The 14872-nt window shown below is 57.3% G+C and carries 12 protein-coding genes; 1 reads left to right on the top strand and 11 read right to left on the bottom strand.

What is annotated here, in order from left to right; translation table 11 throughout:
* Nucleotides 1-15: 15 nt before the first annotated feature.
* From FND52_RS08810 to cmoM, 7 genes are all read right to left on the bottom strand, one after another.
* A complete protein-coding gene (locus FND52_RS08810) occupies nt 16-663 on the bottom strand; it encodes an MBL fold metallo-hydrolase (RefSeq protein WP_144130526.1) in 648 nt (215 codons plus the stop codon).
* Nucleotides 664-698: 35 nt separating this feature from the next.
* Nucleotides 699-1247 carry a peptidoglycan L,D-endopeptidase MepK gene (gene mepK / locus FND52_RS08805; protein ID WP_125291799.1) on the bottom strand — a complete coding sequence of 183 codons (549 nt, stop codon included), beginning with the start codon at nt 1245-1247 and terminating at the stop codon, nt 699-701.
* Nucleotides 1248-1425: 178 nt separating this feature from the next.
* The gene (gene ldtD / locus FND52_RS08800) at nt 1426-3258 is read right to left on the bottom strand and encodes a L,D-transpeptidase (protein WP_144130525.1); all 1833 of its coding nucleotides are present in this window, start codon (nt 3256-3258) and stop codon (nt 1426-1428) included.
* A gap of 267 nt (nt 3259-3525) precedes the next feature.
* On the bottom strand, nt 3526-7974 hold the full coding sequence (mukB, locus tag FND52_RS08795; protein WP_144130524.1) for a chromosome partition protein MukB: 4449 nt from the start codon (nt 7972-7974) through the stop codon (nt 3526-3528).
* Complete coding sequence (gene mukE, locus FND52_RS08790; RefSeq protein WP_144130523.1) at nt 7967-8677, bottom strand: chromosome partition protein MukE; 711 nt, start codon at nt 8675-8677, stop codon at nt 7967-7969. The genes mukB and mukE overlap by 8 nt, the downstream gene beginning before the upstream one ends.
* Nucleotides 8658-9980 carry a chromosome partition protein MukF gene (mukF, locus tag FND52_RS08785; protein WP_125291795.1) on the bottom strand — a complete coding sequence of 441 codons (1323 nt, stop codon included), beginning with the start codon at nt 9978-9980 and terminating at the stop codon, nt 8658-8660. The genes mukE and mukF overlap by 20 nt, the downstream gene beginning before the upstream one ends.
* A gap of 3 nt (nt 9981-9983) precedes the next feature.
* Nucleotides 9984-10763, bottom strand: coding sequence for a tRNA uridine 5-oxyacetic acid(34) methyltransferase CmoM (gene cmoM / locus FND52_RS08780; protein WP_144130522.1), 780 nt, complete (start codon nt 10761-10763; stop codon nt 9984-9986).
* A gap of 133 nt (nt 10764-10896) precedes the next feature.
* On the opposite strand from cmoM, the gene elyC reads away from it, so the two are divergent.
* A complete protein-coding gene (gene elyC, locus FND52_RS08775) occupies nt 10897-11676 on the top strand; it encodes an envelope biogenesis factor ElyC (RefSeq protein WP_144130521.1) in 780 nt (259 codons plus the stop codon).
* Here the strand turns inward: elyC and FND52_RS08770 are convergent.
* The 4 genes from FND52_RS08770 to FND52_RS08755 form a co-directional block, all read right to left on the bottom strand.
* The gene (locus tag FND52_RS08770; RefSeq protein ID WP_125291792.1) at nt 11653-12546 is read right to left on the bottom strand and encodes a YcbJ family phosphotransferase; all 894 of its coding nucleotides are present in this window, start codon (nt 12544-12546) and stop codon (nt 11653-11655) included. The genes elyC and FND52_RS08770 overlap by 24 nt on opposite strands.
* 127 nt (nt 12547-12673) lie before the next feature.
* Nucleotides 12674-13420 carry a 3-deoxy-manno-octulosonate cytidylyltransferase gene (gene kdsB / locus FND52_RS08765; protein ID WP_144130520.1) on the bottom strand — a complete coding sequence of 249 codons (747 nt, stop codon included), beginning with the start codon at nt 13418-13420 and terminating at the stop codon, nt 12674-12676.
* Nucleotides 13417-13599: a Trm112 family protein gene (locus FND52_RS08760; protein ID WP_125291790.1), complete on the bottom strand. Its 183-nt coding sequence runs from the start codon at nt 13597-13599 to the stop codon at nt 13417-13419. The genes kdsB and FND52_RS08760 overlap by 4 nt, the downstream gene beginning before the upstream one ends.
* A gap of 47 nt (nt 13600-13646) precedes the next feature.
* Nucleotides 13647-14870: a winged helix-turn-helix domain-containing protein gene (locus FND52_RS08755; protein ID WP_144130519.1), complete on the bottom strand. Its 1224-nt coding sequence runs from the start codon at nt 14868-14870 to the stop codon at nt 13647-13649.
* Nucleotides 14871-14872 lie beyond the last annotated feature (2 nt).

Below are 14872 nucleotides of genomic sequence, written 5' to 3'. Positions count from 1 at the left end.
TTGCGGCCCTTTTTATTACCAGACAGGCATCTCGTCCTGTAAGAAAGGATTGTGCAACCGCTCGTTACCGAGGGTGGACAGCGGGCCATGACCGGGAATAAAAGTCACATCATCGCCCAGCGGCAGCAGTTTACTTTTGATGGAATCAATCAGCGTGGCGTGGTTGCCGCGCGGGAAGTCGCTGCGCCCTACTCCGCCTTTAAAAATCACGTCGCCGGAGATTAACAGCCGCGCGCGCTCATCAAAGAAAACGATATGGCCTGGGGTGTGGCCTGGGCAGTGCAGCACCTGGAGAGCGACTTTGCCTACGGTTACGCTGTCGCCTTCATTTAACCAGCGATCTGGCGTCAGCGGCAGGCACTCTTCCAGCCCAAACATCTGGCTCTGCGCCGGTAATCCCTGCAACCAGAATTCATCTTCTTTTTCAGGCCCGATAATCGGCACGCCGTAATGCGCCGCCAGCTCCGCCGCCGCGCCGACGTGGTCGAGATGCCCGTGAGTCAGCAGGATGGACTGAATGGTCACGCCCTGCGCCGCCACGGCCTGCTGAATACGCGGCGCGTCGCCGCCCGGGTCAACAATGGCCGCCAGACGCGTCTCTTCACACCAGATTAATGAGCAGTTCTGTGAGAACGCCGTGACCGGAATAATTTGGTAATTCATACCGCTCCTTTTATCCGGCAGTGACCGGATTCGTTCTACCAGTGCCTGAGAGGACCGGTATCAATATGCACAAAGTTACTACGCGGGTAGTATCCTACACCACCTGCGCGCAGAGACAACGCGGCTTTGCGAACATTGCTCAGAGAGATGCCTTCGATATGAAAATCCATGGCCTGGCCTTTGGTGTGATAGCTCTGTTTGGCTACACCACGGCTTCTGGCGCGCAGTTCATTATTGGTATCGAGGGAGCGATAGCCGGAAATAAGCTGCACTGGTTTGCGGGTTCCCAATAACCCTTGCAAACGGTAGAGCTGATCGAACAGTTTCGGATCGATGCTTTTGATTTTATTGGCGCGATAATCCCGGAAGAAATGGTTTAATTTTGCTAATTCATCCTGAATATAGCCTTTGCCGTCGAAAAACTCCGCTTTAATGCTCTCTCCGGTATTGAGATTGTTCAGCGTAAGAATACGAGGACGGGGCGTGGAAAGCGTAGCAAATGCCGGTACAGGCAGGATGGCGGCGCCGAGCGTCACGCCACCAAGCGCCAGCAATTTGCGGCGGTTAGCGTCAAATTTATCCATGATGTTCAGGTCTACAGTCAGTGTTGTGATTATATGCACTTCTGGCGCACGCAAGGCACCTTAACCGCCAAATCTCGACACGTCAAGGCTTCAAAACCCAGTAAAAACGGGGCTTGCAGCGAAGCAAGCCCGTTTTCTACCCGATATTTTGACAGCTTATTTGTTAGAAATTCTGTAGTTACCTGATGAGTTGTTCAGCTTTTGGCAAGATTTGTGCGCCCGATCGCGCAGGGGAATCATAATTGTAAATATCCGATCTAAATTGCGGTTTTCCATCCGCGCCGACGAATGCCGTCATATAGTAAAGATTCACCGGGATGGTCTGGGGAATATTCACGTAACGGGTATCGCCCTGCTTCAGCGCATCGGAAATTCGCGTATCGTTCCAGCCCGCATCCTGCAACAGCATATTCGCCAACTCCGAAGCTTTATTGACGCGCACACAGCCGGAACTGAGCGCCCGCGCATCTTTCTGGAACAGATTGTGGTTCGGCGTATCGTGCAGATAAATGGCATCAGAGCTCGGCATATTGAATTTATAGCGGCCCAGCGAGTTGTGCGCGCCAGGTGCCTGCTGGAAGCGGAACGGTAAATTCGATGCGGTAATGGTTCCCCAATCCACATTCCAGGGATCGATTACTTCAGCTTTACCACTCCAGCCGCGCAGCACCGTATAGTTATGCCGCTCCAGATAGCCCGGATCGTTCCACACCTTCGGCAGGATATCCTTGCGCGCCAGCGTCGGCGGTACATTCCACGGCGGGTTGACCACCACGTTATTCAGCGCGCTGCTCATCAGCGGCGTTTTACGATCGGGGCGTCCAACAATGACGCGCGAATCCAGTACCTGGCTGCCGTTCTGATAATAGACCAGCGAATAGGCCGGTATATTCACCATAATGCCGGTGGTGAGCTTCTGGGGCAGCAGGCGCAGGCGCTGAATATTTAATGCCACCACGGCGGCGCGTTGATCGGGTGACATATTCAGTAAGTCGCGGGTGGACTGGCCAATCACGCCATCGGTGCCGAGACCCTGCGAGGCCTGGAAGCGCTTCACGCCTTCCACCAGCGTCTTGTCATAGACGCCGCGCGCCGCTGTTTTTTTCTGCGTCGGCGTGGATTCAATCACGGCCGCCGAGGGGCTTACCACGGCGTTTTTAGATGGCGGGTCCCCCGGCAGTACGATATTGGGTGCGTTGTCCAGCATACCGTTGCGCTGGAGAATTTCGCGCAGCGCGCCGACGTCGTTACTCCACTGCCCGGGGCGCAGTGAGGCGGTGGACGTCAGTTGCGGCCACGGGCGCGAATCGGCCGCAAGGCTGAGCAGATATTGATGCATCGCCTGATACTGCGGATGCTGCGGTGCAAGGCTTTGCACAAAAGCAATCAGCGAACCGTTGTCGAGCGCCACTTGCCACTGGTTCACCACCGACAGCGGCGCGATTTCGGCTTTATAAGGTTTATCGCTATACAGCCAGCGATTGCCTTTAAGCGGGATGCCGGAGAGGTAATAGAGGTAACCCATCATGGCGTCTGATAGCACCACGTCACGCGCCATACCGTTCACGTCCGGATTAGTCAGTAGTTCGACCCAGGTAGTGAACTGCGGCTGAAAGCCAGCGATCGCCACTTCGGCCAGTTGCTGCTGGAACGCCTGCACCGCTTCGCGGTTATCCCACATCGGTTTGGCGTCGCGGGCAGTATACAGCGCGGCCAGCGCATCCATATAAACGGGCGTGTATCCCTGAGGAAGCTGGGACTGAAGCGTGCTGCGCGTTTGGGCAATACGCTCACCGTCAATCTGCGGCCCGATCCCGGCCATCAGCGCCGTAGCGGGAGATTGCGCCTGCGGGAGCAGCATTGAGCCTGGCTGATCGATAACCGCCGCCGAACCATCGGACGGCACCAGATCGGGCTCTTCGGCAAAGGCATTGGTCAAGGGCGCTAAACTGAGCGCCAGACACAAGTGAATTGCGGACCACCGATAACGTTGAGCTTTTATAAGCAACATCCCTTGCCTCCTTATCATTTTTACATCATTCCCGTAAGCTCGGCTTCAGGATTACCTTCAGTATATAAAGAGAAAAAACCATTTGCCTCGCCAAATGTAAAGAAGTTTAAAGAAAAGAAAGTCTGAAAAAAAAGTCGGCAGACCGGGCGTTCAGGTGCTAAGCGGCTCGGCAATAGGTTGCGCAACGCGAACCTGAAAACGAAGCTCGCACTGCTTTACAGAATTGAACGCCCGGACAATGACTGTCCGGGCGCATCACTGACGCGATCAGGAGGCGTCGGCGGTGCCTGGCAGCGCCTCGGTTTGCGCAGCGGCAAATCCGCGCAGCCCCACTACGTGCACGTGCTCGTGGTTCTGCACCACTTTACGCACCAGTTTATAGGTGGTGCCTTTTTCCGGGCTGATATTTTCCGGAGCGGCGATGATTAACTGCATCTCCAGACGGTCGCACAGCTCGAACAGCGTGGCAATGGAGCGGGCATCCAGACGCGCCGCCTCATCGAGGAACAACAGACGGCACGGCGAAATATCTTTGCCACGCAGGCGTCGCGCTTCGTCTTCCCAGCTCTGAACCACCATCACCAGAATCGACATCCCGGTACCGATCGCTTCACCGGTCGACAGCGCGCCGCTCTCGGCACGCAGCCAGCCGTCGGAGCCGCGGTTAACTTCCACTTCCATCTCAAGATAGTTACGGTAGTCCAGCAGTTCTTCCCCGATGGTTTGCGGAGTGCGCTGGCCCATATCGATCTGCGGATTGAGGCGCTGGTACAGTTTCGCCAGCGCTTCCGAGAAGGTCAGACGATTGCTGTTAAACAGGTCCTGATGCTGTTCATGCTGTTCCGACAGCACATCCAGCAGCATGGCGTGCGTTTCGCGCACGTTGACGTTCAGCCGCACGCTATTCACCTGGCCAAACGACACGCTTTGCAGCCCCTGGTTGAGCATTCGGATACGGTTCTGCTCGCGCTGAATGGTTTTGCGGATAATGTTCGCCACGCTGCGGGAGCTGATCGCCAGCTTCTGCTCGCGGGAGGTCAGCTCTTCCGTCAGACGGCCCAGCTCGATCTCCATCTGCTCGATGGCCTCCACCGGGTCATCGGTGCGGATGATATCCTGGCGGATACGCTCGCGCAGATGCTGGTAAACCGCCACGAAGAACTGGATTTTACGCTCAGGGCGCTTGGGATCTTCCGAGCCGCGCAGCACGTCGCGCAGGTGTTCGTTATCCGCCACCGCCAGACGCAGCGCGCCCAACGCTTTATCCGACATAGAACGCAGCTCGTCGGCGGAGAGATAGGCCAGCTCGCGGCGGTGCAGACGGCGCTCGACGCCATTGTCTTTCACCATACGCATCACCGCGCACCAGCCCGCTTTGGCGCTCACCACCTGCTCGCGCATTTCGTGGTAATCGCGCTCCAGGCGGCGCAGTTTGCGGGTCAGGTTGTCCATTTCCGCTTCGCAGAAGGTCAGCTGTTTTTCCAGCTGGCTGCGGCGCGAACGGTTGTTGCTGAGCTGGGTATGCAGTTCATCACGACGCTGACGCGCCCGCTCTTCCGCGCCCGCATCGGCGCGCACGCCGATATCTTTCAGCTCTTTGTTGAGATCGTTAAGCAGCTCTTTCTTGGTGTCGTAAGAGCTTTTCAGCGACGCCAGCACCTGATGATACTGGCTGACCTGCGCCGCATGGGTGCGCAGCGCTTCACGCGCCCGGGTGCGCTCAAGCTCCGCCTGCTCAAGACGGCGGCGCAGCTTCTCGTTCAGATCGCTGTTGCCGCTGAGCATATCGGCGGAGTCGGAGTAACTGAAGTGCGCGCGGCGCGATACCACTTCCGTCAGGGCAAACGCCTGCTGGCGCGAATCGCGCTGCTGCTGTTGCGCATACGCGTAATCTTCTTTCAGCTGGTCGTACTGTTCCGGATCGCTTTGCAGTACCGACACCATCGGTTCCAGCTTCGCCAGCTGGTTGCCAAACTGGTTGATGAAATGCGCCGCTTCCTGGGCTTCGTCCAGCCGCTCGCGGATTTCGTCCACGCGGTCGGACAGCGTCTCATCTTCCAGCAGCGCCAGGCGCGGCAGCAGCCGGTTAAGCTGGGCCACGCCCTCTTTGGCCTGATCGAACTGGGCGCGCTGCTGCTGGTTGTCGTTTTCATGGGTGCTTAACGCCCGCTCCAGTTCGTTACGACGGGTGTTGAGCTGGCGGATTTCTGCTTCCGGGTCAGATTCGAACGCCACCGCCAGGTGGCTGCCGATAAAGCGGCTAAACGCCTGGTGTAAACGCTGGGTTTTCTGCACGTCAAACGACAGGGTCGCGAAGCGTTCGGACAGCGTTTCACGCTCCTGATGCAGGCTTTCAATACGGTTTTCACGGGCTGCACGGCCAAACAGCGGCAGCGTCGGGAAGCGCGAGTAGCGCCACTGGCGATCGGCGATTTTCACCACTACCGCTTTTTCCAGCTCTTCGGTGCTGAACACGCTGTCATCGAAGGACTGCGGGTCCCCTTCAATCAGATACAGATCTTCCGGGGTATCTTCCAGCCCTTCCAGTTGCTCGCGGACCAGCGACAGATCCGGCACCACGATTGCGTGGCGCGACGGGCCGTACAGCGCCGAGAAGTAGGGCGCGTCTTCGAGGCTGACGTCGTCATAAATTTCCGACAGCAACACACCGCCGAAACGCTCGGCAAGCGCGTTGAGACGCGCGTCTTCCGCACCGCCCGGCTGGCTAAGGCGTTCAATTTCTTCATCCACCGTCCGCTTGCGCGCACCGACTTCATCACGCTCAACGACCGCCTCGCGCTCGCGCTCCAGCAGCTGTTGCAGGTATTCGGTCACCTGCTGGCTGGATTCAAAACTCTCGCCGCACTGCTCGATAATCTGGTTGAGGCTGTTTTGCGCCGCCAGCCAGATCGGTGCGCGCTGGGTCAGAGTTTTGATGCGGCTTTGCAGCTGCTCCAGCTCCTGGCGCAGCGTCATTCGCTGTTCCCCGGCCTGCGCCACGGTGTCAGACAGCGCGGCGATACGCGCTTCCAGCTCCTGATGCAGCGCTTCGAGCTGTTCCGCCGAGTAGCGTTTACCCTGGCGTTTGCAGAAGTCAGAGAGCAGGCGCTCGGCGTCCTGCTGCTCGCGCAGGCGCTGTTCCAGTTCAGTCAAACGGGAACGCAGCGGAGTGACCTGCGCGGCAAGGTGGCGTTGGGTCGAGGCATCGCGCAACAAATCGCGCGCTACGTCCCAGGCTTCATCACGCGCCACCGGGCCGTTAATAGCGCAGACCAGCTGGAACGCCTGTTCAAACTGGCTGTGCGCCGCCTGGGCGACGCTCATTTTTTGTTCAAGGTTGAGCAGGCGGCTGGTGGCCTCCTCCTCTTTCGCCTGGAAGGTTTCCAGCCACTCTTCGGCAGATTCCGGGGAAAGATCCGGCAAATGGCACAGCTCGCGGGCGCGCTCCAGCGCTGTTAACGCCTGCTGATACTGGATCGCACGGGTCTGCTGAACGTCCAGCGCCTGCTGGTAGTCCGCCAGTTGGTTTTTCAGCTCGTCCACTTCCAGTTCAGCGGCTTCAGCGCGGGCTTCGTTCTCTTCCTGCTGTTCCGCCGCCTCGGCCACGACTTCGTTTTGCTCTTCCAGTCGCACCTGCAGCTCTTCTAAGTCGGCGTCATAGCGCTCGATTTTTTCCTGCTGGCGCAGTGCGGTTTGCACCAGGTTCAGGTGATCGCTGGCGGCCTGATAGTCGGTCTCCAGATCCCCTTCCGCCCCGGCATGCTCGGCAAGCTCCCGCGCCATATCTACGTGCTTGTACTGCTCGGCGGCCAGCTGCTGGCGGCTGGTGAACAGATCGCGACGGTATTCAATGGCTTTGTCGAGGTGGATACGCCGCTCGTTGGCATGGCGCATATAGTCCGCCGCCACGTAATCGGTGGCTTCGGAAATCAGGTGTTTGAACAGATCGCGGTCCGACTGGGTAACGCGAATCGCTTCCAGCGTCATGCGGTTTTCACGCAATGCCGCTTCCATATCCTGAAACGCTTTGCGCACGCCGCTGTTTTCCGGCAGCAGGTAATCGCGCAGGGAGCGGGTGATGGCGCTGGAAATCCCGCCGTACAGCGAGGCTTCAATCAGGCGGTAATATTTGCTGCGGTCTGAGGCGGAGCGCAGACGGCGCGCCACAATCCCCAGATCGAACATCAGGGAGTGGTAATCGGTAATCGAGTTAAAGGCTTTAAATTGCACCCCTTCGATTTGCTCGATTTTGTCTTTCAGTTCCTGAAGGGTTAACACCCGCGCCTGGCGCTCGTTCAGGGTTTCGGTCAGCAGTTGGGTCGGCTGGACAGACGTCGGCAGCCCCTGGATCGCGAAAGGTTTGATATCTACCTTGCGGTCGCGACCGGCGATCTGCTGCAAACGCACCCCAACCACCACGCGCTGATGGCGCGAGTTCACTACGTCCAGCACCGAATAGCAGACACCCGCTTTCAGTTTGCCGTGCAGGCCCTTATCGCGCGAGCCGCTGGTGGCCCCCGCTTCGGTGGTGTTACGGAAGTGCAGCAGCGTCAAATCCGGGATCAACGCTGTGACGAAGGCCGCCATGGTGGTGGATTTCCCTGCCCCGTTACCCCCGGACAGCGTGGTAACCAGCTCATCCAGATCGAAAGTCCGGGCAAAAAAGCCGTTCCAGTTAACCAGCGTTAGCGAGCGAAATTTACCGCGTTCAATCATTGTCTTCCTCCGCATTATCCGGTTGCGCGTCTTCAGGCTCGTCATTGAGTTGCAGGTGGTTTTCCACCGGCATCGCTTCGCCGTCGCGGATCATGCGCAGCTGCGCTTCGCGGGCGTCGTCGCCGGCGCGCACATCGGCACCAAAGCGGAATACCGACTCCGTGATGCGGAATTTGCTGCTGTCATGCCCCATAAACCACACCATGCCCAGGCGGCGCAGGCGGTTTAACGAGGAACGCACTTTTTCCTGAAGTTTCTGTTTATCAAGATCCGAACCGGTGGAACGGTTGTTGACCAGTTTGAGCAGTTTGCTTTCGTCCGCCAGGGTCAGCAGTTCGTCATACAGTTCCTGCTGGGTAAAAATGCCTTCGTTCGCCAGGCGCTCCGGGCTGAGATACAGGTAGCAGAGGATTTTGCCCACCATCATGTCCAGCTCGGACAACACCGAACGCGGGATCAGCGTAGTTGAGCGCGGGCGCAGGTAGAAAAAGCCTTCCGGCGCGCGGATCAACTCGACGTTATAGCGGGTGTAAAACTCTTCCAGCTCGGGCTGGAAATCCATCAAAAAGGCGTGGTTATCCAGTTCATCAAGCCCGATGTGGCGCCCTGAGCGCAACTGGCTATCCAGCGCGGGGAATAGCGGGTTCGCCAGCGCCTGGGCCAGTTTAACCGGCATAAATTTTTCAATATTTGTCAATGACATGTGCCTGTACCTTGGCTCCGTAATCATTAATGGGCTGCCATTTTGCCGGCAACCCAGAGAAATCTGCTTCAGCGATACCGAGGCGCACGGCCTGGTCAACCACAATCCGCGCCACATCGAAATGCCGGGCACGCGGATATTGCGCGAGATACTCACGCATCACCAGCCCCAGGTCTAGTGGTTGTTGTCTGTTTTTGAAGCCTGCCAGTTGGCCTTCGATCAGCGCTGCCAGCTGTTCGCGGATCTCGTTAAACTCTTCGTATTCCAGATCCGCTGGCAGCTCGCCGGTGACCTCTTCATCGCGCAGCGTCATCTCTTCGTCGCGCATATCCAGCAGGCGATCGGCGTTGGCATAGGTCAGCGCCCAGGGCGCGTCAAAATAGCTCTGCACCGACTGGCGCAGACGCTGGGCGAAGACGCGGTTTTTATCCATATCGATCGCAGTACGGATGAATTTATGCACGTGGCGGTCATAGCCGATCCACAGGTCAATGGCCTGCTGGCCCCAGCTGATAATGCGGTCCAGCTTGCTTTGCAGGTCGATCACCAGCCGATCAATAAAGTGCAGATCGTGTTTATCGAGGATCGCGTCCTGGATCAGCAGCAAATTGGCCTGTAGCTTGTCGCCCGCGGCTTCAAGCGTATCCTGCAGTTCACGCAGCGTGCCTGAGGTTTCTGACAGCAAAAGTTCACAGCTTGAAATGGCTGCGCGCCAGTCTTTATTCAGCAGTTGCGCGATATCGTCTTTCACCAGTTGCTGCTGTTCGTCCATGATGCGCTGGGTCAGATCGATGCTGTCGAAAATCTCTGCCACCGAATATTTCAGCGGCGCATAAACGTTGCGATGCCAGTGGAATTCGTCCCCGCCCTCGCCGGCGGCATCGGCGGCGCGTTTCAATTCGCCCGCCACGATGGAAAGCTGCATCGAGAGGCGCAGCGTGGAAAATTCTCGCTGGCGAATGTAATAGTCGGTAATGCCGATGCCCAACGGCGTTAAGCGATAGATGGCATTGCCTTCATTGATCTCGCTGGTAAAGCGGTTGAGCAGGCGCTGACGCACCATGTCGTTGATGGCGTTGTTGGCGCGCTGGGTTACCGTTTCGTGGGTCTGCTCAAACGCCTCGCTGACGTGACGGAACGCATCCACCAGTTCGCCCTCGCTCATTTCGCCGTCCATGCGCTCGCCGTTTAGCGTGGCGATAGCCAGCAAAAAAGCCAGCCTGTCTACCGGAAGCTGGATGGAAAAATCATTTTTCCTGGCCCAGGCAACCAGTTCGGGGACTGTCTGGGAAAAATCACTCATAGTTTATCCTTGGTTCTCCGGCTTGCGTGCGGTGACATGTATATAACGCCCCAGACTGATATACGGCTCCTGCCGGCAATAGCGTGTTTCCAGTTCTAACAGCACGTCGAATTCGTCGCGCTGGCGATGCTTTTCGCGCAGATAATCATGAAACACCCGCACGCCGGTTTTACCGGTAATAGTCCAGCCGATTTGTTCTAGCCAGCGATACACATCGTCAGGGTTGCGCGGATGATCCGGCGACAGGGTACGTCTTTTGCGCTTCGGCATGCCTTGCTGCACATAAGCGAAATTTCCGGCCACCATATTATGCATCAGCAAACCGTTTGCATTGTAAAACATCAGGGAAAGCGCCCCGCCGGGGGCCAGCACTTCCCATAACGCTTTAAGAACGGCCTGCGGATCGCTGACCCATTCCAGCACCGCGTGAAACAATATCAGATCAACCGGGCTTTCTAAATGTTGCCCTACATCCTGGGCGGCGCAGTGAATAAAGCGCATCGTGTCGCTCACCGCATTTTGCTGGCTCGCCAGCTGCGCCCGCGTCAACATTTCTGATGAGAGATCGCAGAGCGTAACCTGATGCCCGCGCTGCGCCATGCGGATGGCGGTTTGCCCCTCTCCGCCGCCAGCATCCAGTACTCGTAATGGCCGCTGCGGTAATGCATCCAGCAGTTGATCGAGATCCTGCCAGAGAATGGCCTGGCGCAACTGACCTTTCGTTGTCCCATAAATGTTGCGCGCAAACTTTTCGGCAATATCATCAAAATTGCGATCCTGCATGGATACAACTCCACCTTATAAAGAAAGCATCTGGGCAAAGGCGCTATTTTGGCATAGCCGCAGGGATAAGGAACCCATCAGGTGTAAGATCCGCGCTTTGCGCCCGTTATATGGTTAAAAAGGACCCGGTTTTATGCTCTTTTTCCTGAAAAAAATGATCGGCGGTCTGTTACTGCCCCTGCCGTTCCTGCTGATCGTCATTGGTGTGGCGATTTTGCTGCTGTGGTTTACCCGCTGGCAGAGAACGGCGAAAACGCTGTTGACCGCAGGCTGGCTTGCACTGCTGCTGCTCAGCCTGCAACCCGTCGCCGATGGTCTGTTAAAACCTATCGAGGATCGCTATCCCACCTGGCAAGGCGAGCCGAAGGCGCAATATATCGTGATCTTAGGTGGCGGGTATACCTGGAACCCGCAATGGGCGCCAAGCTCTAATCTGATTAATAACAGCCTGCCGAGAGTGACGGAAGGCATTCGCCTGTGGCAGGCCAATCCGGGGTCAAAACTGATCTTTACCGGGGCCAGAGCGATCGGCAATCCGGTAAGCACCGCAGAAGTGGGGGCGCGGGTAGCGGAAAGTTTAGGTGTGCCGCGCGACGCCATCGTCACGCTAGATACGCCGAAAGATACCGAAGAAGAAGCGGCAGCCGTGGCGAAAATGATTGGCGATACGCCGTTTTTGCTGGTGACGTCCGCCTCGCATCTGCCCCGGGCGATGATCTTTTTCCAGCGTCAGGGGCTGAAGCCGCTCCCCGCGCCAGCCAACCAAATCGCGATAACCTCCCCGCTCAACCCGTGGGAGAGAGCAATTCCCTCTCCGCTCTGGTTAATGCACAGCGATCGGGCCAGTTATGAAACCCTTGGGCGGGTCTGGCAGTGGCTGAAAGGCGTATCAGGCGATCCAGGGGATCAGTGATTTAGACGCCAGGTCGAAATTATTGCGGTTCATGCGCCCGGTTTGCAGCAACTGGGCTACTTCGTCCCACAATACATACAGCCAGCGCCGTGACAGGAAAGCTTCCGCAACCGGCGCGCGCTGCAGATAGTGCCACAGCAGGCTTTCCGCCTGGCCGGTATCGCACAGGCGGAACAGTTCATATTCGCGCGGTGCCCAGAGCGTTAAGCCGGGATTAACCATCGCCAGCAACTGGTCGCTACGGGAATCTTTTAACATGCTGCGTAAGGTGAAATTGCCGTGGATCAGGACGCAGTTATCGTTGAATCCGTAAAACAGCGAGTCGAGGCATTCCCGGGTGCGAAACAGAATCCGCTTATCCTGCATGGTTAAACCGCAGCGCGGATACTGATTCAGCGTATTCCACAGCACTTCAACGCGCTGGCGATACCACGAGGGCCAGATATTTTCCTGCGTGCTGTCGACATTGCCCACGCAGCCCCGGCTGTCGACCCGGTGCCAGGCCAGCAGGGATTCGACGATCTGGTCTTTGAGCTGTTCCCAACGCTCGGGCGTGCGGGCAGGCGCTTCCACCGATACGCCGCGTAACCGCTCCATCAGCACCACATCCGGGCCAGGATTCTCTTCATGAGTCATTACGCCGTAGACCACCGGCATCCGTGCGGTGCCTGAGCGGGCCAGCATGGAGATTTTCCAGGCAAGCTGCCCGGCGAGCCCTGGCGATGTGAAGCTGCGGGCCAGCAGCGGCATCGGGTTGCCGTGACTGTCATAAAGCGCCCATAGCGCGGTATCGGGCTTCTCGCTGACGCATTCAACCCGGCTTAATTTTTCACCCAACAGATGGCTGAGTTCTGCACGCAGTTGCTCCATTCGCTTTTACCCTTAATAACCATACTGCTTTTATAATGGGCGTCCTTTTCGCAGATGTCATCAGACGAGATCAATAAGCTGCCAGAAAGAAAAAACCGGCCAGTGGCCGGTTTGCAGAATTGTTGATTTAGCGCATTTCCACCCGAACGCGTTCGAGATCGGCGGGAGTGTCGACGCCGGTGCCCGGCACCTCACGCGCCACCGCGACGTGAATTTTTTCACCGTGCCAGAGCACGCGCAACTGCTCCAGTTTTTCAATATGTTCCAGTTCGCTCGGCTCCCAGGTCACGTAGCGGCGAATAAATCCGGCACGATAGCCATAAATGCCGATATGGCGCAGGAAGTGGCTGGCGATTTTATCCCGGGACTGGGCGAAGCGGTCGCGATCCCAGGGGATGGTGGCGCGGGAAAAGTAGAGCGCGTAACCCTTTTTATCCATCACCACCTTAACCGCGTTAGGATTGAACGCCTCTTCTGCGCTATGGACAGGCACCGCGAGAGTCGCCATCCCGGCATCGCATTTCTCCAGGTTTTCCGCTACCTGACGGATAATCGCTGGTGGGATCATCGGCTCATCGCCCTGCACGTTGACAATAATGGTGTCATCGGCAAACCCCATCTTCTCGACAACTTCTGCCAGACGTTCGGTACCGGATTCATGATCGACACGCGTCATACACACTTCGCCGCCTGCGGCGCGAACGGCATCGGCAACTTCGACTGCATCGGTAGCAACGATTACGCGGTCAGCACCGGATTCCCGGGCGCGCTCGAGCACGTGCACAATCATCGGCTTGCCATTGATGTCTACCAGCGGTTTACCCGGCAGACGCGTTGAAGCATAGCGGGCGGGAATAATGGTCACAAAGCTCATGAAAAACTCTCTTCCGGATCCAGGGTTCGGGCTTCGGTTTCCAGCAATACGGGAATGCCCTCTTTAAACGGGAAGGCCATATTGTCCACTTTACAGATAAGCTCCTGCTTATCCTGGCTGTAATACAACTTGCCGTTGCAAACCGGGCAAGCAATGATTTCAAGCAAACGATGATCCATGTTTCCTCCTGATGGATGTGATGCCCACAGAATACCACAGCCCGGATTCAGGGCTGCTGGATTTCCCAGCCGCTGCCCCAGGCTGCCTGTAACGATAACGGCTGGCTGGCAAAGGTGACGCGCGTCGCGCCCTGCCAGAGGGCAAAATCGGTAATAGCCTGCTGTAATCCGGTTACCAGAGATGCCGTGACGGCCACATCGGCTTCCAGATACAGCGCGATAATCGCCAACTCGCCGGTTTTACGATGCATTTTGGCATCCATTCGTCCAACTAGCTGGCCGCAGTGCAGTAACGGCAAGGTGAAATAGCCATACTGACGCTTTTGCGCCGGGGTATAGCATTCAAGCCGGTAGGTAAAATTAAACAGTTGTTCGGCGCGGCGACGATCCCACACCACCGGATCGAAAGGCGATAGCACGGCGCTGTGAGTGGCGCGCGGGCTTTTGCCGCACTCCAGTAACGGCAGCAAATCCTGATGCAGCCACATTTGCCCCAGCGACTCGACCTCCACGCTCACCACCCGCCCTTCGGCCTGCCAGCGCGCTGTATGCTCCGTCAGCGAAACCTTTTTCAGGCGGTAATAATCGGCCAGCCAGGCGCTTTTAAAAATCCCCAGGCTGCGAGCGCTATTTTCCAGCATTCTGGCCTGAGCGCGCTCCTGCGGCAAAAGGTGTTTGTCATCGTCCCAGTGCGGCATCACGCGGGTAGTGAGATCGTAGACGCGCTGGAAATTTCTGCGTTCGATCACCATCACTTTTCCGGCGCTGAACAGGCCTTCAAGGTGGCGTTTGTGAGGTTTCCAGTCCCACCAGCCGCGTTGCCCAGGCCGTGGATGCGCAAAATCGGCCGAGCGTACCGGGCCGTTTTGCCCAATCCAGTCGAGCAGTTCGGTGATATCTGCGGCATGTTCCGCCATCCACTCTGCGCGGTATTTCCAGCCCATATTTTCCGGCTGGAGCATTTGGTGGCGTACCAGTTCAAAGTCGCTGCGGGGAAGAAAACAGGCCTCATGCGCCCAGTATTCCATGAGTTCGCCTCGCGCCAGCGCATCGTCAAGCCAGTGCATCGGGTACGATCCCAGGCGGCTAAACAGCACCAAATACGGGCTACGCGCCACCACGTTAATGGTGTCGATTTGCAAAAGCGACATTTGAGTAATGGCGGCGAGGATATCTTCAGCACGGGCGCGACGGCGCGGTTTGCGCAGCAGTCCCTGGGCGGCAAGATGAAGATTACGTGCAGTTTGTAGCGAGAGTACGGGTTCAGCCATGG

This window comes from Atlantibacter subterraneus (genome assembly GCF_007570865.1).
GTDB classification, from domain to species: domain Bacteria; phylum Pseudomonadota; class Gammaproteobacteria; order Enterobacterales; family Enterobacteriaceae; genus Atlantibacter; species Atlantibacter subterraneus.
The sequence above is the reverse complement of the archived record's forward strand: the minus strand, read 5'-3'. Positions and strand labels throughout refer to the sequence as shown.